This is a genomic window from Moraxella cuniculi (assembly GCF_900637105.1).
Lineage (GTDB): Bacteria > Pseudomonadota > Gammaproteobacteria > Pseudomonadales > Moraxellaceae > Moraxella > Moraxella cuniculi.
In genome coordinates this window covers 165715-185829 of the sequence record NZ_LR134343.1, presented here as the reverse complement: position 1 = coordinate 185829, position 20115 = coordinate 165715, and the positions used below count along the sequence as shown (strand labels likewise).

General features: G+C 46.2%; 10 protein-coding genes and 1 tRNA gene. 5 read left to right on the top strand and 6 right to left on the bottom strand.

The genetic code is table 11. The features are described 5' to 3' along the window. Positions 1 to 438 precede the first annotated feature (438 nt). The 4 genes from EL162_RS00950 (at position 439) to EL162_RS09900 (ending at position 14256) form a co-directional block, all read left to right on the top strand. Positions 439 to 12579: a YadA-like family protein gene (locus EL162_RS00950; RefSeq protein WP_126329442.1), complete on the top strand. Its 12141-nt coding sequence runs from the start codon at positions 439 to 441 to the stop codon at positions 12577 to 12579. 100 nt (positions 12580 to 12679) lie between these two features. Further along, positions 12680 to 13615, top strand: a complete 936-nt coding sequence (locus EL162_RS00945; protein ID WP_126329441.1) for an OmpA family protein — start codon at positions 12680 to 12682, stop codon at positions 13613 to 13615. 217 nt (positions 13616 to 13832) lie between these two features. Beyond that, positions 13833 to 14048, top strand: coding sequence for a 30S ribosomal protein S21 (gene rpsU, locus EL162_RS00940; protein ID WP_076555627.1), 216 nt, complete (start codon positions 13833 to 13835; stop codon positions 14046 to 14048). A gap of 34 nt (positions 14049 to 14082) precedes the next feature. Then, positions 14083 to 14256, top strand: a complete 174-nt coding sequence (locus EL162_RS09900) for a hypothetical protein (protein WP_170161388.1) — start codon at positions 14083 to 14085, stop codon at positions 14254 to 14256. A gap of 66 nt (positions 14257 to 14322) precedes the next feature. On the opposite strand, the gene EL162_RS00935 is transcribed toward EL162_RS09900, so the two are convergent. Further along, entirely contained in the window at positions 14323 to 14619 is a 297-nt protein-coding gene (locus EL162_RS00935) for a hypothetical protein (RefSeq protein WP_076555628.1), read from the bottom strand. A 364-nt stretch (positions 14620 to 14983) separates the two neighbouring features. On the opposite strand from EL162_RS00935, the gene EL162_RS00930 reads away from it, so the two are divergent. Further along, a complete protein-coding gene (locus tag EL162_RS00930) occupies positions 14984 to 15487 on the top strand; it encodes a c-type cytochrome (protein ID WP_076555629.1) in 504 nt (167 codons plus the stop codon). Between the two features lie 218 nt (positions 15488 to 15705). Here EL162_RS00930 and EL162_RS00925 read toward each other — a convergent pair. The 5 genes from EL162_RS00925 to gatC form a co-directional block, all read right to left on the bottom strand. After that, positions 15706 to 15782, bottom strand: a tRNA-Pro gene (locus EL162_RS00925). Positions 15783 to 16170: 388 nt separating this feature from the next. Beyond that, a complete protein-coding gene (gene gatB / locus EL162_RS00920; protein WP_076555630.1) occupies positions 16171 to 17640 on the bottom strand; it encodes an Asp-tRNA(Asn)/Glu-tRNA(Gln) amidotransferase subunit GatB in 1470 nt (489 codons plus the stop codon). A gap of 13 nt (positions 17641 to 17653) precedes the next feature. Then, the gene (locus tag EL162_RS00915) at positions 17654 to 18190 is read right to left on the bottom strand and encodes a GNAT family N-acetyltransferase (RefSeq protein WP_076555631.1); all 537 of its coding nucleotides are present in this window, start codon (positions 18188 to 18190) and stop codon (positions 17654 to 17656) included. 21 nt (positions 18191 to 18211) lie between these two features. Beyond that, the gene (gatA, locus tag EL162_RS00910; protein ID WP_126329440.1) at positions 18212 to 19690 is read right to left on the bottom strand and encodes an Asp-tRNA(Asn)/Glu-tRNA(Gln) amidotransferase subunit GatA; all 1479 of its coding nucleotides are present in this window, start codon (positions 19688 to 19690) and stop codon (positions 18212 to 18214) included. Between the two features lie 100 nt (positions 19691 to 19790). Next, positions 19791 to 20084, bottom strand: coding sequence for an Asp-tRNA(Asn)/Glu-tRNA(Gln) amidotransferase subunit GatC (gatC, locus tag EL162_RS00905; RefSeq protein ID WP_126329438.1), 294 nt, complete (start codon positions 20082 to 20084; stop codon positions 19791 to 19793). Positions 20085 to 20115: the final 31 nt, after the last annotated feature.

The following is a 20115-nucleotide window of genomic DNA, read 5'->3' as shown; positions in this document are numbered from 1 at the left end:
AAATCCCCCAATTTTGGTGTGCCATTATACATGAATCATTTTATCTGTTATTAATAATTATTATTAATAATCCACCCACCCAAGCCAAGCTCTCACGCCAACAATCAAGCCCATCACCACGCCATAAGCACCACGCCACAAGTTAGCTCTCACCGATGATGACGGCGGTTTTTTGTTATCACGATTTACACAAAAAATACAATTTTTTGGGCGGATAAACTGGTTTTGGGCATATGTTTTTTATTATAATACACAGTGTATTTTTGTGTCCAAATACCGCTATCGGACAGTCTTACAAACAACCTACCACCCAGATTTGCGGGGGGGGGTGAGATTGGGGGTATTGTTGTTGGTGAGTTGTTGGTTGTATGGCAATCACCGCCACAGTCCACATTGTATAGATTGCTGATGGTCGTCTATAACTAAATCGGAGATCCTATGAATCACATTTATAAAGTGGTTTTTAACAAAGCAACGGGTGCTTTTACGGCGGTTGCGGAGTTTGCAAGATCGCAGGGCAAGAACAGCACTGTGAATAATTCATCTGCGGATACCAGCGTGTCGGCAGGTGTGGTGAAATTTGGCAAAATCACACCGCTTGCAGCGGCTGTGTTGGCGGCGTTGGGTTTTGGTTTTGCGTCTAATGCTCACGCGGCTGGACTTGTCGGTAGTCAGTATGACAAAGGCAGTTATTCTACTGTCGTGATTGGCGGTCAGGCGGATGCAAACGCTCCTGCATATGCTTATGACGACACCGTTTCGGAAGGCAATAAGCAGTTTACGACCAGCTCGCACAACTCGCTTGCAATCGGTGGTAATAGTGACGCCAGCAATACTTGGTATGGTTCGGCTTTGGGTTATGGTGCAACGGTTGCCAGCTCAAAATCCACCCAAACCACAATCACCCAAACTTGGGGTACTGTAACAAATCCACCATCTTATACAGTAGCAAATTCAAGTGGCTCAAACAGAGGTAATGTCGCATTGGGTGCATTCTCGGCGGCAGGTGATACCAACACAGGTGCAGAAACCAAATCTATCAAGATTGGTGACAAAACTTATAATTACGCAGGTCAGCCAACAGACAAAACCAGCGTGCTTGCCATCGGTTCAGGCAAGGAAGTACAAGCCGTGCCAGATGGTACAGATGGCATCAGAGTGGCGACTAACAATGGTATGTTTAACGACAAAACCGCCAGCACGGACGAATTTAAATACCGTCAAATCCAATATGTCGCAGCAGGTCGTGTGGCGGAGGATTCTACGGACGGCGTGAACGGCTCACAGCTTTATCAAGCATTTAAAGCCATCGAAGATGTGGCGAATAATGCAGGCGGAGCAGCAAAACAAAACTACTTCCATGTAAATGCCACTAATCAAGACAAATCATCTGACCCAACCGCTAACGCCACCAACCTAGCTGCGGTGGACGGTATCGGTGGTGCCAAGGCGGCATATAGCTTGGCGGCTGGGGTAAATGCACAAGCCCTATCAAACAACACCATCGCCATCGGTAAAGATGCAGGGGTGGGCTTTGTCGATCCGCAAGGCACTCGTCAGCATATTGTTAATGGTCAAATTCAAGCCGCTTCAAGCACCATCGCCACCAACACCAATGTGGTTATCGGTGATAACGCTGGTACCAACGCCACAGGCAGAAACCAAGTCATCATCGGTAATAATGCAGGCGATCAATATTTTGGTGATGATTCTGTCTCTATCGGTACCAACGCCAACAACTATTCAAACCAAACCGCAGCAGACGGCACGGTGATTGGCACGGATAAATTGGTGCGTGGTCGCTATGCGGTGGCGGTGGGTCGTGATGCTAGAACGTGGGCGGATCATTCGATTGCCATCGGTGATGGAGCGACGGTAAGCAGTCTTAAAGTTGGCTCGCAATACACCAATGCCGACCGTGCAATGGCAGTGGGTGCAGCTGCAAAAGCTCAAGGCCAAGAAGCAATCGCCGTGGGTAATGAGGCGACTGCTAGCCGTTTACAATCTGTCGCCATCGGTAAAGGTGCCAAAGTTGAGGCAAGCAGTGTTGCAGATCAGGCAAACGGCTTAGGCGGTAACATTGCGATGGGTACTAATGCCTTAATCGCCAACACTGCCCGTGAAAACAACATGGCAATCGGTGAGCAAGCCAAAGTGCTTGGTGGTGGTAGCCGTTCGATGGCTGTCGGCTCACAAGCGGTCGTTACAGGCGGTAACCGCAACTCGGCAGTGGGTGGTGGTGCGAAGACGCACGGCGATACCACTTCTGCCTATGGTTCGGCGACCCAAGTGCGTGGTGGTTATGATGCGATGGCGTTTGGTTCTCGCAGTGCCACCAATGGCGATGGCACGAACTACAGTAACCAAGTAGCGGTTGGTTCAGGAGCGATTACAGGGGCAAAATCTGCCACTGCCGTCGGCTCGGGCGTAATGAGCTTTGGTAAAAACTCTACCGCCATCGGTGCCACAGGGGGTGGTAGCGAAAACCGTATGGAAGACGCCCTAAAAGATGGCAAGATGACCGATACCACCTTTAGCATTATCGGTGGTACCAACAACACCGCCATTGGTAATGCCAACTTGGTCGGCTCTAGCTCAAAAAATAACTTCGTCTTTGGTAACAATATCAAAGTCGGTGCAACTTCTGCCACCGTAAAAGTTGAACAAGAAAATGTTACCGCACCAAACGGCACCGTTGTTCAATACGACAAATACACCCCAACCTTTAATGGTGAAAAAGCCGTAGAACAAGCCATTGCTATCGGTCAAGCCGCTGCCGTAAGTGCCAACAACACCATCGCCATCGGTTCAGGAGCGACTGCAAGCGAAACAGAAGCGGTTGCGATTGGTTCAGCCAACCAATCCACTGCCAAGAGAGCAAACACGGTTGGTGCAAACAACCTTGTCGCAGGTGCCAATGCCTCTGCCTATGGTAATAACAACTTTATCAACAGCACTTCAGCCAGTTCAGCCATCATCGGTAACCATAACCAGCTTGGCGGTCAAAAAAGCTATAACGCAAGCACGAATGATATGAGGCTATCATCAGCGACCTCGCAACCAGATGACTCTACTGTGGGCAGTTTTGTGATTGGTAATAATAACCGTGTTACCAGCGAAAATACCTTTATCCTAGGTAGCGGTATCAACACGATGGGTGATATTAATGGCAGACCGACTAGCTATCAAAATGGCACCATTGCCAACTCTGTCTATCTGGGAGCGGAGTCTTATGGTGTGTTTAGTAAAGAGGGTAAGGGTCAAGCAGCCCCACTCCTAAACGCTGATGGCAGTGGTACCGAATTCCAAATTGTGCCAAACTCATTTGATACAGGTGAGACCACCACCGCAGGCAGTTATGACTATAAAAACGCCACCGTTGATTACTACAATGCGGCAGGTAATAAAGTCGGTACACTGACCTATGGCGGTGAAGGCTTTGCAGGTTCTGCCCCTGTGGGTATCGTTACCATCGGTGCCTCTGGCTACGAACGCCGTCTGCAAAATGTCGCGGCAGGTGAAATCTCTAGAACCTCGACCGATGCCATCAACGGCTCACAGCTATTTGCCGTGGCAGAAAAAGTCAGTGCAGGTTGGGGATTGCAACAAGATGGTGAACACAAAGACCAAGTTGTCCCAGCAGATATTGTAAACTTCACCAAAGGCAACGGCACCACCGTAGAAATCACCACTGACGGCACCACTTCAAAGGTGAAATTTGATGTGGCAGTGGACGGCACCACCGTACAAATCAAAGACGGTAAATTAACCGCCACCAGCAAAGACACTTCTGCATCTGTAACGGCTGGTTCTACAGCGGTAACGGTAGAAAAAGGCACAGCCAGCACCGTGAACGGTGTTGAAGTTACTGATTATAAAGTTGATTTGTCTCAAGGCAGCAAAGAAAGCCTAGCCAAAGCAGACACGGCGTTGCAATCATTCACCACTTCGGTAAATGGCACGCAAGTTGAAACCATCGACCAAGCCAACAACGATGTGAACTTTGTCAATGGCAATGCGACCACCGCTCGTGCAGACGGTCAAAATATCACTTTTGATGTTAAGACCGATGGCACAACCATCAAAGTTGAAGGCAATAAGATTGTGGCTAACACCACGCCTGTAACTGTTCGTGCAGACGGCAAGGTAAATACCCCTGCTAATACTAATGCTCTTGTAACCGCTGGTGATGTGGCAAATGCCATCAACAACTCTGGTTGGAACTTGGCAGCAACTGGCACACAAGGTACAGAGCTAATCAACCCAAGCGATACTGTTACTTTCTCAGCTGGTAACAACTTAGAAGTTGAGCGTAGTGGTTCAACGATCCTTTACAAGCTCTCTGATGATATTAATGTTAATTCTGTGCAGTTGGGCGATGCTAAAACTGGTCCAGTGCTTAGCAATGATGGCGATAATATCAAAGTCGGCAGCCCAGATGGTAGCCCTGTCAAAATCACCAACCTTGCTGAAGGTACTGATGACAAAGACGCAGTGAATGTATCACAGCTAAACAAAGCCGCTGCTGCTGCTCGCACTAAGGTTGAAGCAGGTAAAAACACCACGGTAGACAAAACCACAGGTGCAAACCAAGAAGATGTCTACACCGTGAATGCGTGGGATACCAAAGCAACCGCTGGTTCAACTGCTCTTACGGTTACCTCAACCGCTGATGCAAGCAATGACACTAACAAAACGCGTGATTATGTGATCGATCTTTCTCAAGCAACCAAAGATCAGCTTGCCAAAGAAGAAAGCGTAATTGGTGAAGGCAATATCACCGTTGCCGAAAACGGCACCAACTCAACAGGCGGTAAAGAGTACAAAGTTACCCTAAACAAAGATGTAAACTTGGGTAATGATGGTTCACTAACCATTGGCGATACCAAGCTAGATGGCAATAACCTAACAGTTGGCGGTAATAACCCTGTTACCATCGATGGCAACAAAGGCACGGTGGGCGGTTTAACCAACACTTCGTGGGATCCTGCCAATATCACCACAGGTCAAGCAGCCACCGAAGATCAGCTAAAAACCGCTGCAGCTGCGGCGAAGACTGAAGTGAAAGCAGGTGAAAATGTAACCGTTACTTCGGTAGAAGGTGATGACAAGCAAACCATTTACACCGTCAATGCCAAAGACACTTCAGCCAAAGTAACAGGCTCGGATAAAGTCGTTGTAACCAAAGGTGCCACTGCCAAAGAAGGCACAGTAGAGGTTACTGATTATCAAGTTGATTTGTCTCAAGGTGCCAAAGACAGCCTAGCCAAAGCAGACACAGCGTTGCAATCATTCACCACCTCGGTAAATGGTTCGCAAGTTGAAACCATCAACCAAACCAACAACGATGTGAACTTTGTCAATGGCAATGCGACCAGTGCTCGTGCAAGTGGTAGCGATATCACCTTTGATATCAACACCGATGGCACAACCATCAAGGTGGATGGCAATAAGATTGCGGCTAACACCACGCCTGTAACTGTCGGCACAGATGGTAAGGTAACTACGCCTGCTAATACCAATGCTCTTGTAACCGCTGGTGATGTAGCAAAAGCCATCAACAACTCTGGCTTTACCTTGAAATCATCAGCCAATGGTGGTGAGAAAGTATCTGGCGATGACGAAGTCATCAACCCAGGCGATGTTGTTGATATGGCAGCAGGTAAGAACTTGACCGTTGAGCAAGCTGCAAGCGGTAAGATTACTTATAGTTTAGCCAAAGATGTTGATTTGGGTGATGATGGTTCATTGTCTATCGGCAACAGCGAGCTAACCACTGATGGTCTGACTACGCCTAAAGTAAACTTTGGTCCAGTTGGTGATAAGAATGCTCCATCAATTAGCAGTAATGACGCTGGCGATTTGGTAGTAGGTAAACCAGATGGTAGCCCTGTAAAAATCACCAACCTAAAAGCAGGTACAGCAGACACCGATGCAGTCAATGTATCACAGCTAAACAAAGCCGCTGCTGCTGCCAAGACCGAAGTGAAAGACGGTAAAAATACTACCGTTCGTAGCACGACAGGTGATAAAGATCAAACCATCTATCAAGTAGATGCGTGGGATACCAAAGTGGCGGCTGGCTCTGCCTTGAGCGTTACACCAAACGACAACGAAGATGCCAAAACTCGTGAATACACCATTGATTTGTCTGACGAAACCAAAGCACAACTTGCCAAAGAAGAAAGCGTTGATGGCGATAGCAACATTACAGTTACCCAAGACAAGCTAAATAGCACTAAGGGTAAAAACTTTAATGTTAGCTTGAATAAAGATATCAACCTAACTGATACTGGTTCATTGACTATCGGTGATACAGTTGTAAATACTAACGGTATCTCTACTGGCAACACAGCGATGACCCCAGATGGTATCGTGATTAACGGTGGTCCTGCCATCACACACGACAACCAAGGTAACTTCAAGCTAGGCGACATCAACAGTGGCGAACCTGTGAAAATCACCAACCTAAAAGCGGGTGAAGCAGACAACGATGCAGTCAATGTATCACAGCTAAAAGCTGCTCAAGCTGCTGCAACCACCAAAGTTGTGGGTGATAAAGGTGTTACTGTTACCCCAGAAACTAACAAAGATGGTTCAACCACTTACACTGTTGCTGCCAAAACTGATGGCACAACCGTGAAAGTTGATGACAAGGGCAACATTGCAGCGGTTACCAGCGATATCACGACAAGTGAAGAGGGTAGCTCAACCGCAACCACACCATCTAGCCTAGTAACGGCTGGTGATGTAGCAAAAGCGATCAACAACTCTGGTTGGAAACTAGCAGCTGACGGCACAGCAGGCACTGAGCTAATCAACCCTGCCGACACTGTTACCTTTAAAGCTAAAGACAACCTAAATGTTAGCCGTGATGGTGCAAACATCACTTACGGTCTAAACAAAGATGTTGATTTGACTAAAGACGGCTCACTAACCATTGGTGAAACCGCTCTAACCAAAGACGGTCTGATCATCAACAACGGTCCAATGCTGGTTAGCAATGGCAACAACTTAAAAGTTGGCTCTGTGGATGGCAACACCGCTGCACCTATCCAAATCCAAAATGTGGATAGTGGTCTAAAAGACGACAAGGGCAATGTTGTTACATTGGCGGATGCTACAGGTGATGTGCTTAACAATGTAGTGAATGTAGGTGATCTGAAATCAGCTTCTGATAACCTAAACAAAGACCTAACCGAAAAAGGCTTTAACATCACTGCGGATAATTCTGCACTGGACAACAATGCGACTACAGACAATGTTAATCTTGGTCAAACAGTGAAATTCACTGACCCAGACAAGAACATTGTTACCACCGTTGCTGACAACGAAATCCGTTTCGGTCTAAGCGACCAAATCAGCGTTGGCGGTAAAGATGGCAAAGACGGCAAAGACGGTCAAGTTTCATTGACTGTTGAAAAAGCCAGCCCAGCCCTTGACGGTAAAGACGGTCAAGATGGTGAAGACGGTCAAACTCGTATCGTCTACGAAAAACCAAACGGTGAAAAAGAAGAAGTTGCTACTTTGAACGATGGCTTGAACTTCGTTGGCGATGACGGTCAAGTAATCAAGAAAAAACTGAACGAACAGCTTGACATCATCGGTGGTGCTGACAAAGCCAGCCTAACTGACAACAACATTGGCGTAAATTACGACAATGGCAAGTTGAAAGTTCAATTGACCAAAGATATCAACCTAACTGATACTGGTTCATTAACCATTGGCGATACAGTTGTAAATACCAACGGTATCTCTACTGGTAACACAGCAATGACCCCAGATGGTATCGTGATTAACGGTGGTCCTGCCATCACACACGACAACCAAGGTAACTTCAAGCTGGGCGACATCAACACTGGCGAACCTGTGAAAATCACCAACCTAAAAGCTGGTGAAGCAGACAACGATGCAGTCAATGTATCACAGCTAAAAGCCGCTCAAGCTGCTGCAACCACCAAAGTTGAAGGTGATAAAGGTGTTACCGTTACCCCAGAAACTAACAAAGATGGCTCAACCACTTACACTGTTGCTGCCAAAACTGATGGCACAACCGTGAAAGTTGATGACAAGGGCAACATTGCAGCGGTTACCAGCGATATCACCACAAATACTGATGGTAGCTCAACAGCAACCACACCATCTAGCCTAGTAACGGCTGGTGATGTAGCAAAAGCGATCAACAACTCTGGTTGGAACTTGGCAGCTGAAGGTACTGACGGCAAAGAGCTTATCAACCCTGCCGACACTGTTACCTTTAAAGCTAAAGACAACCTAAATGTTAGCCGTGATGGTGCAAACATCACTTACGGTCTAAACAAAGATGTTGACCTAACCAAAGATGGTTCATTGAGAATTGGCGATACCGCTCTAACCAAAGACGGTTTGATCATCAACAACGGTCCGATGCTGGTTAGCAATGGCAACAACTTAAAAGTTGGCTCTGTGGATGGCGACACGGTATCACCTATCCAAATTCAAAATGTGGACAGTGGTCTAAAAGACCCAGTAACAGGTGATAAAGTTGAACTTGCCAAAGCAACAGGTGATGTGCTTAACAATGTGGTGAATGTAGGTGATCTGAAATCAGCTTCTGATAACCTAAACAAAGACCTAACCGAAAAAGGCTTTAACATCACTGCGGATAATTCTGCACTGGACAACAATGCGACTACAGACAATGTTAATCTTGGTCAAACAGTGAAATTCACTGACCCAGACAAGAACATTGTTACCACCGTTGCTGACAACGAAATCCGTTTCGGTCTAAGCGACCAAATCAGCGTTGGCGGTAAAGATGGCAAAGACGGTCAAATCGGTGTCAAAGGCAAAGACGGCAAAGATGGTCTGACCCTAACACCAGATGCAATCGTATTTAACGGCGTTGATGGCAAAGATGGCAAAGACGGTCAAGTTTCATTGACTGTTGAAAAAGCCAGCCCAGCCCTTGACGGTAAAGACGGTCAAGATGGTGAAGACGGTCAAACTCGTATCGTTTACGAAAAACCAAATGGTGAAAAAGAAGAAGTTGCTACTTTGAACGATGGTCTAATCTTCACAGGCAACAACTCTGACACCCTAAACCGTCATAAGCTAAACAGCCTAGTTACCATCGAAGGTGAAGGCGTAGATAAAGAAGCGGCTAAGACCTTTAAGTCAGCTGCGGGTAATATCAATGTTGAAGCAAACGGTACAGATAAACTGACCGTGAAGCTAAACAAAGACATTGACCTAACCAAAGATGGTTCATTGAGAATTGGCGATACCGCTCTAACCAAAGACGGTTTGATCATCAACAACGGTCCGATGCTGGTTAGCAATGGCAACAACTTAAAAGTTGGCTCTGTGGATGGCGACACGGTATCACCTATCCAAATTCAAAATGTGGACAGTGGTCTAAAAGACCCAGTAACAGGTGATAAAGTTGAACTTGCCAAAGCAACAGGTGATGTGCTTAACAATGTGGTGAATGTAGGTGATCTGAAATCAGCTTCTGATAACCTAAACAAAGACCTAACCGAAAAAGGCTTTAACATCACTGCGGATAATTCTGCACTGGACAACAATGCGACTACAGACAATGTTAATCTTGGTCAAACAGTGAAATTCACTGACCCAGACAAGAACATTGTTACCACCGTTGCTGACAACGAAATCCGTTTCGGTCTAAGCGACCAAATCAGCGTTGGCGGTAAAGATGGCAAAGACGGTCAAATCGGTGTCAAAGGCAAAGACGGCAAAGATGGTCTGACCCTAACACCAGATGCAATCGTATTTAACGGCGTTGATGGCAAAGATGGCAAAGACGGTCAAGTTTCATTGACTGTTGAAAAAGCCAGCCCAGCCCTTGACGGTAAAGACGGTCAAGATGGTGAAGACGGTCAAACTCGTATCGTTTACGAAAAACCAAATGGTGAAAAAGAAGAAGTTGCTACTTTGAACGATGGCTTGAACTTCGTTGGCGATGACGGTCAAGTAATCAAGAAAAAACTGAACGAACAACTTGACATTATCGGTGGTGCTGACAAAGCCAGCCTAACTGACAACAATATTGGCGTAAATTACGACAATGGCAAGTTGAAAGTTCAATTGACCAAAGATATCAACCTAACTGATACTGGTTCATTGACTATCGGTGATACAGTTGTAAATACTAACGGTATCTCTACTGGCAACACAGCGATGACCCCAGATGGTATCGTGATTAACGGTGGTCCTGCCATCACACACGACAACCAAGGTAACTTCAAGCTGGGCGACATCAACACTGGCGAACCTGTGAAAATCACCAACCTAAAAGCTGGTGAAGCAGACAACGATGCAGTCAATGTATCACAGCTAAAAGCCGCTCAAGCTGCTGCAACCACCAAAGTTGAAGGTGATAAAGGTGTTACCGTTACCCCAGAAACTAACAAAGATGGCTCAACCACTTACACTGTTGCTGCCAAAACTGATGGCACAACCGTGAAAGTTGATGACAAGGGCAACATTGCAGCGGTTACCAGCGATATCACCACAAATACTGATGGTAGCTCAACAGCAACCACACCATCTAGCCTAGTAACGGCTGGTGATGTAGCAAAAGCGATCAACAACTCTGGTTGGAAACTAGCAGCTGACGGCACAGCAGGTACTGAGCTCATCAACCCAAGCGACACCGTAACCTTTAAAGCGGTAGACAACCTCAATGTTAGCCGTGATGGTGCAAACATCACTTACGGTCTAAACAAAGATGTTGATTTGACCAAAGAAGGCTCACTAACCATCGGCGATACCAAGCTAGATGGCAACAGCCTAAAAGTTGGCGGTAATAACCCTGTTACCATCGATGGCAACAAAGGCACGGTGGGCGGTTTAACCAACACTTCGTGGGATCCTGCCAATATCACCACAGGTCAAGCAGCCACCGAAGATCAGCTAAAACAAGCTGCCGCTGCTGCAACCACCAAAGTTGTTGAAGGTGATAACATTACTGTTACTCCAACCAACAACGCTGATGGCTCAACCACTTATAAGGTTGAAACCAAACGCGATGTGAACTTTGATACAGTAAGCTTTGGTCCAAAAGACGCAACCAACAACCCAACCATCAGCAACGATGGCAATGGTAATATCAAAGTTGGTAGCCCAACTGGCGAACCTGTGAAAATCACCAACCTAAAAGCTGGTGAAGCAGACAACGATGCGGTTAATGTATCACAGCTAAAAGCTGCTCAAGCTGCTGCAACCACCAAAGTTGAAGGTGATAAAGGTGTTACTGTTACCCCAGAAACTAACAAAGATGGCTCAACCACTTACACTGTTGCTGCCAAAACTGATGGCACAACCGTGAAAGTTGATGGCAACGGCAACATTGCAGCGGTGACTGCACCTATTAGCACCGAAGGCAACAAAGCCAAAACTAACGGTGCGGACAACCTAGCCACCGCTGGCGATGTGGTAAATGCCATCAACAACTCTGGCTTTACCTTAAAATCATCAGTCAATGGTGGTACCAAAGTATCTGGCGATGACGAAGTCATTAACCCAGGTGATACCGTTGAAATGATTGCAGGTAAGAACCTAACTGTTACTCAAGAAGCTAACGGTAAGATTACCTTTGCAACCAAAGATGAGCTAACTGCCGACAACATCCAAGTTGGTGAAAAAGGCGAGCCAGGCAAAGACGGTAAAGACGGCACCATCGGTGTTAATGGTAAAGACGGTTCTGCAGTTGTTATCAACGGCAAAGACGGCTCTATCGGTCTAAACGGTAAAGACGGTGAAAACGGTCTAACCCTAAAAGGTGCTGACGGTGCTCAAGGTGTTGATGGTACCAATGGTGCAAATGGTCTACCAGGCAAAGACGGTACAACCCGCCTAGTCTATGAGACCAAAGATCCACAAGACCCAACGAAGACAGTTACTCAAGAAGTAGCCAACCTAAACGATGGCTTAATCTTCACAGGCAACAACTCTGACACCCTAAACCGTCATAAGCTAAACAGCCTAGTTACCATCGAAGGTGAAGGCGTAGATAAAGAAGCGGCTAAGACCTTTGAATCGGCTGCGGGTAACATCAATGTGGTTGCTGATGGTTCAAACAAGCTGACTGTTCAGTTGAACAAAGATGTGAAGGTTGATAGCGTAACTGCAAACACAGTTAATGTCGGTACTGGTGCAAACCAAGTGGCATTAACAAGCAGTGTTGCCCAAGATGGCACTACTGAGCTAAGCGTTGGCACAGTCCAGACGCCGACTCGTATCACCAATGTTGCTTCAGGTGTGAATGCAACTGATGCGGTGAATATGAGCCAGTTGCAAGGTGCTGCTCAAGCCATCAACAACCGCATCGGCGATGTGGCAAATGATGCTAACGCAGGTGTGTCGTCAGCGATGGCGATGGCAGCTCTGCCACAAGCATACCTACCGGGCAAGTCAATGCTGACAGGTGGTATCGCCAGCTACAACGGTCAAGGTGCAGTTGCAGTCGGTTTCTCGAAACTGTCTGATAACGGTCGCTGGGTACTGAAAGTACAAGGCTCTGCCGATACACAAGGCAATGCTGGTGGTGCAGTTGGTGCAGGCTTCCACTTCTAAGCCAATGTCCAAAACGAAATTCCGTGCCAAAGGGTGCGGAATTTCCCAAATTATTGATGAAATTATTGCCAAACTTGGCATAAACCAATAGGTAAATATTATGAAAAAATTTAGCATGGGTGTTTTGGCACTGTCAGTGCTTGCCATCACAGGTTGTATGGGAACCAAGCAAGTCAGCCAAAATATCTCAAATCAAGGTACGATTGCCGCTGAGGACATTTATTTTCCAGAGCTAAACAAAGCATGGCAAAAAGATGGTCAATTCCCAAATCGTGAAAATTTATCAAAAATTCGTCCAGGTGTTGCCAAAGATGAGCTGTACCAGCTGATTGGTCGCCCACATTTTAACGAGTCAAATCGTGCTCGTGAATGGGACTATATCCTAAAGTTCTACCAAGCAGATGACAGCGTCAAAGTATGCCAATATAAGGTTATTTTTGACGAAAAATTCCGTGGCCAAGAGTTTTATTGGTTGCCAGCTGATTGTGCAGAATATGCCCGTCCACCACAAGCAGGCAGCACAGTCATTATTAATCAGCCACCAGCTCCAGCCCCAGCCCCTGTTATGCTGGTTAATGAACGCATCACGCTAGAGGCTGACGCTTTGTTCAAGTTTGACAAATACAAGCTAGAAGATATGTTGCCAGCAGGGCGTGCCAAACTTGATGAATTGGCGGTGAAATTGCTCGAATGGCAAAATCGTGGCGATAGCCGTATCCAGTTGGTTGGTCATACTGACCGTTATGGCACCGAAGAGTACAACCAGCTATTGTCAGAACGCCGTGCCCAAACGGTGCGTGGTTACTTGGTAAGTAAGGGTATTAATGCCGCAACCATCACCGCTGCTGGTGCAGGCGAATTGCAACCTCTGCCAGATGTGGTTTGTGATATTAACGCACCTCGCGATACACAAATCAAGTGTCTACAACCGAACCGCCGTGTGGAGGTTTTGGTTCAGGTGTATGCACGCACCGCCGAAGGTCTGCAAGAGATTCAGCAAGGCAAGGATTATCAGAACTTCAATGAAGGCAAATAATCCCATTGCCAAAAAACAAGGCCTGATTGCGTATCAGGTCTTGTTTTTTTTGGATTTTTGATATATAATTTGGCTTTATTTTTCCGTTTGGAATTCGTTGCTGATGGCTTGCCATTGGCGTATTTCCGATCTGAGCTGATGCCTGCCCCAAGACAGCAGAGCTTATAAGAGATAATACAGTCAGATCGATGCAACCTGTCTTATTATGGAGTCTCCTATGCCTTTAGTTAAGGTTAAAGAAAACGAACCAGTTGATATCGCAATCCGCCGTTTTAAGCGTGCGTGCGAAAAAGCAGGCGTATTGGCTGATGTTCGCAAAAAAGAATTTTTTGAAAAGCCAACCCAAGAGCGTAAACGCAAAAAAGCCGCCGCTGTAAAACGCTACAAGAAAAAAGTATATCGTGAGCAAGTGCGTCATACTCGCAAATACTAATTTGAAAATCCTCTGCCATCGGTAGGGGATTTTTTTGGCGGTTTGGCATTCAATAGGCACTGCCAATCACAGTAAGCGAAGCTGGCATTATAAATTCATCGATTGTTATAAGCTTTATTTGGGACTGGGTAGGGCGGCTTACGGAGAAAAAGAGCCGCTGTCTTTAACAGCAAAAGGGCATGATGCCAAACCCATCAAGGGCGGTTAAATGTGCATAATCAGAGATTTGCTCAATAAAAAGCAGGCAAAATTGCCTGCTGGTAAACATTAATAATCAGTTGCCATTTGTGTATTTTTGGATAACTTGCTGAGTTTGTTCATCAAGTACAGGGGCGGTGCTGGCGGCAGTTGGGTACTGACCATTGACAGCTTGGGTGGCTTTCATATCAACCAATGCAGCCTCGCGTTTGGTGTCGGCGTTGTAGTTTGGGCCTTCGCCGATAGGATAGCTGGTGCTTTCAACCAATGAAAAATTGCTTTTTTTGTCCATGATTTTGTCAGCGGTAGCGGTCATGGCGTTACAGCCAGTTAGAGCAACAGCGGCAACAATGGCAAATGCGATGGCTTTCATAATAACTCCTAAATTCAATGATAAGATAAATTGCAATAACCGATATGGTTATTAAGATGTTCATATTTTACTTCATAATCATGGCTTTTTTATTGGTTTTTTGTAATTTGAGCAAAATAATCATGCTACCAAGACCATCGGGCTGCTGATGTGGTAATTTGTGCCATATTCATAAGATTGGTGGAGGTAAACTCCTATTTATTGCCAAGTTATAAAACATTCATTTAAAATGAATAAAATACTGTACTTTGACATACAGTGTGCTACAATAACCATATAGCCACTTGGAATGTCAGATTAAGTGGGTGAAAATTAGCCAATCATGGAGCGTGTAGCTGTCGCCACACGATTTTGGAGAAATGCAATGTCAATCATGCGATGGGTTTTGTTATTATGTCTACCAATGATGGTTGTTGCTTGTGGTGATGAGCCACCAGCCAAAACTGCCAGCAACAATCAAAGCAGCCAGCCTGTAAGCCGCGAGGCGGCTGGCGAACAAAACAACAATGAACAAAGTAGCGATACACAGTCGGCACAGCAGGAAGCCACCGATAAAGATACACAACAAGAAGCGGTGCAGGCACCCGAGCCGTCAGAGCCAAAAGCAGCGGTAGTGGCGGCATCGCTGGAAGAGGGGCGAGCGTTGTATGACAAAACCTGCAAAGTCTGTCATGATGCAGGACTGCTTGATGCACCCAAGTTATCTGCCAAAGCCGACTGGCAAAAACGCCTGTCAGAAAAAGGCCTAGAGACTTTGCAGCAGCATTCGGCACAGGGATTTAATAAAATGCCTGCACAAGCCACAGGCGATGTCAGCGAAGCACAGGTCTATGCGGCGGTTAATTATATTCTTGAGCAGAATAAATAGCCAGCCGATGTCGGTCGCCATCTGCACGATTGACAAGCTGACAAATACTCATATCAAACAAAATCTGAACGACTGGCGAAAAAACCCATTGCCAAGATGGGTAGAGGCGGGCAGATTGTGTATCGTTAATTGGCTTTGTACACAGCTGGCAGACTACACAATAAAGCACAAACCAACAAAAAGGGCGTTGTTTATACAACACCCTTGATTAAATGAACTGGTCGGAATGATAGGATTTGAACCTACGACCCCTTGCACCCCATGCAAGTGCGCTACCAAGCTGCGCTACATTCCGATAGGCTTATATTGTAGCGGATTTTTGGGATTTTACAAGTGTTTTGTAGAAAATTTGTTGCAGCTGTGGGTGTATGGGTTTAATCCATTGATAGATTAGCGTGATTGGTCAGGCAATGTATTTGTCATAACAAATGGGCTGATTTTTGGGTGGATTTGTTGGAGATGGTAAATTTACCCAAAAATAGCAGTTTGTTGAATTTGCTAAAATCATAAAAGGCACATGGGGATTTTATGATTTAACAAGCAAAGCTATTTTGAATGATAATCAATACATTGATGAAAATCAACCAAATGAATTTAAAAATAAACGGTTTGGTTTTGTGCATTTATTATTCTGATATTTAGCAACAAGCCCCAAATTTTCATTCAGGGCTTGTTTGTCATCATCAACCAATCAGCTGTTTTAGCAGTTCATTGACTTGGGCAGGATTTGCCTTGCCACGACTGGCTTTCATGACTTGACCGACCAAGCCGTTAAAGGCTTTTTCTTTGCCAGACTTGTACTCTTCGACCATTTTTTCGTTATCGGCAAGCACCTGTTTGATGATTGCTTCGATGGCACCTGTGTCGGTTTCTTGTTTTAGCCCTTTTTCGTTGATGATTTCATCGGCGGTTTTGTCAGATTCCCATAGGTAGCCAAACACTTCTTTGGCAATTTTACCGCTGATGGTATTGTCCAAAATGCGTGCGATTAGCCCTGCAAGGCGTTCGGCGTTGATGGGTGATTTGTCAATGCTTAGCTCGTTTTTGTTTAATGAACCAAGCAGCTCACCCATCACCCAGTTGGCACAGATTTTGGCATGCGTTTTGCCAACAATGGCCACCAGTTTTTCAAAATAATCCGACAATGCACGGCTGCCATTTAGCACGGCGGCATCATAACTGGTCAGACCAAACTCATTGACAAAACGCTCTTTGCGTACACTAGGCAGCTCTGGCATTTCGGCTTTGATTTTTGCCAAAGTTTCATCGCTGATGATAACAGGCAGCAAGTCAGGGCAGGGGAAATAGCGGTAATCGTTCGCTTCTTCTTTGGTTCGCATGGCACGAGTTTCATCACGCTCAGGGTCATACAGGCGTGTGGCTTGTTCAACCTTACCGCCATCTTCGATGATGTCAATTTGGCGTTCGATTTCTGCCTTGATTGCACGCTCAATAAAGCGGAATGAGTTGAGATTTTTTAGTTCACAGCGTGTGCCAAATGGCGTGTTTGGCTTATGCACCGAGACATTGATATCGGCACGGAATGAGCCCTCTGCCATGATGGCATCACTGATACCAAGCCAAGTTACCAATTCGTGAATGGTTTTGACATAGGCGACCGCTTCAGCAACCGAACGCATATCAGGCTCGGAGACGATTTCAATCAATGGTGTGCCAGCACGGTTCAGATCCACCCCTGTCATCTGTGGCACAGCGTCATGCACTGATTTGCCTGCATCTTCTTCTAGGTGGGCACGGGTGATGCCGATGCGTTTGCTGTATTCGTTTTTTTCACCAGCATTAACAAGAATGTCAATATATCCTTTACCAACGATTGGATTTGCCATCTGTGTGGTTTGGTAGCCTTTTGGCAAATCAGGATAAAAATAGTTCTTGCGATCAAAGGTGTTATAAAGTCCAAGCTCGGCATTAACACCCAAGCCAAATTTTAAGGCTCGCTCAATCACGCCTTCGTTTAGCACAGGCAATGCACCCGGAAAACCCAAATCAACGATGGTTGCTTGGGTATTGGCATCGCTACCAAAAGCTGTCGGTGCGTTTGAGAAAATTTTACTTTCGGTGTTTAATTGGCAGTGAATTTCAATACCGATGACGACTTCATAGCCGTCGATAAGTGGAGCTTGATTGGTCATAGTGATTCTCTTTTCAATTGGTGTCTGATGGATTTTTGGTTCTTGCCATCATATATAAATCGCACAGCTTGCCATCACGATAGGCGTAGTTTCGTAGTGTGCCTTCGTTGATAAAGCCAAATTTTTCATACAAAGTAATCGCAGGCGTGTTATCGGTATAAACTTGTAATTCCAGTCGGGATAAGCCAAGCCAATTATCCGCCAAATCAACGATGGTCTGCATCAGCATCGTGCCGATGCCTTGTCCGTGACTGTCTGTGCTTACGGCGATGACGATGGAGCCTGCATGACGGCGACGCACGGCGGTCTCGATGGTCAAGGCAGCATTACCCATGATGCGATATTCGTCATCATTATCAAACAGTGCCACGAATGAATGCACATGGCTTGGGATGTCAGATAGCCGCTTCTCCCAACTATGTAAGGACTGACTAGGCAAAGCAAGCGTCTGACGATAGACTTCAGGTTGTCTGTATAAGTCATACAGTCCTTGATGGTCGTAGGGTTCGGTTGGTCGAACCACGATGTTTGTGCTGATTGCTTTGCCCATGTCCTTATCCTTGCTTATCGATTAGCCGATGCTTGGTGCTGCTTTATGAAAGTCAGTCACTTGCTGATATGCATCGGTGACGCTTAGCAGTTTACCCTCTTGCCAATGGTTGCCAATCAGCTGCAAGCCCACAGGCAAACCCTGCCCATCAAAGCCAATTGGGTGGCTGATGGCTGGTAGTCCTGCCAAGTTTACCCCAATGGTATAAACATCGCCCATATAAATCTCGGCAGGGGTCAGGCTGGCACCGATTTTGTAGGCGGTGGTTGGTGCGGTCGGTGTGGCGATGACATCACAGCTTTCAAAGGCTTTGGCGAAGTCTTGGGCAATCAAGCGGCGTACTTTTTGAGCCTTGACATAATACGCATCAAAATAGCCTGCCGAAAGGGCATAAGTTCCCATGATGATACGGCGTTGTACTTCTGCTCCGAAGCCTTCAGAGCGGCTGCGTGTGTATAAATCGTGCAGATCTTTTGGATTTTCGCAGCGATAGCCAAACCGCACACCATCAAAGCGAGACAGGTTGGAGCTGGCTTCGGCAGGGGCGAGCAGATAGTAGGTGGCAAGGGTGATTTCGGGGTGGGTTAGGTGGATATCAACCAAAGTTGCACCAAGTTCTTCATAGTGCTTTAAGGCAGACTTGACAGCCGTGGCAACTTCATCATTTAGCCCTGCACCAAAATATTCGCTTGGCACGCCGATTCTTAAGCCTTGCAGTGGTTTGTCATTGGTGCGAGCGGTCAAGATTTCATCTACCCAGTTTGGCACATCTTTGGCAATACTGGTAGAGTCCTTATTGTCATGACCTGACATGGGCTGCAACAAATAAGCACAGTCTAGAGCGGATTTGCCAAATGCACCTGCCTGATCGAGGCTTGAGGCATAGGCAATCATACCATAGCGAGAAACACGACCATAGGTAGGCTTGATGCCTGTTACGCCACAAAAACTTGCTGGCTGACGAATCGAGCCACCCGTGTCCGAACCTGTCGCCACAGGCACAAATCCTGCTGCCACAGCCGCCGCACTACCGCCTGATGAACCACCAGGCACGCGTGATAAATCCCATGGGTTATGCACCGCACCATAGTGGGATTTTTCGTTGTCCGACCCCATGGCAAATTCGTCCATGTTTAGCTTGCCAAGGCTGATAAAGCCAGCATCAGCAACATTTTTTACCACAGTGGCATCATAAGGCGAGACAAAATTATGCAGCATTTTTGAGCCGCAGGTGCTAAGCACGCCTTGGGTGCAAAGATTGTCCTTGTGTGCCATCGGTACACCAAGCAGTGGGCGAGTATCGCCATCAGCACGCAGAGCATCAGCGGTTTTGGCGTGTTGTTTGGCGATATCGAGCGTTTGTGTGATAAAGCTGTTGGTCTGTGTATCCAAGCTCTCAATGCGACTGGCAAAGTGTGCCACCAAATCGCTGCTGCTAAATTGTTTATTTTGTAAACCCGTTACCAGCTCATGAACGGATAAATGGTGAAATTGTGTCATGGTTTGCCTTTCAACTAAAAATATTATATTTGTTTGTGATTGGGGTGAATGCTGGGCTGATTTATCTTGTTGTTGTCATCAAATCAACCACTTATGCTGCTTATTCAATCACTTGTGGCACCAGATACAAGCCATCAGCAACACTGGGTGCGACCGATTGGTTGGCATCGCGATCAATGTCAGTTGTGGCGGTGTCGGTGCGTAGAGATTGTTGGTTTTCGTGAATGTTGGCAAGTGGCTTGATGTTGTCGGTATTGACCGAGTCAAGCACATTCATCATTGCCAGGATTTTTTGTAGACTGCCAGCATAGGCGGCAGCGGTGGCATCATCGATGGCAAGTCGCGATAATTTGGCAGCTGCCAAAATATCTTCGGTGCTTAGTTGTTCGCTCATATAATTTCCTTAATGGACAATGAATCATATA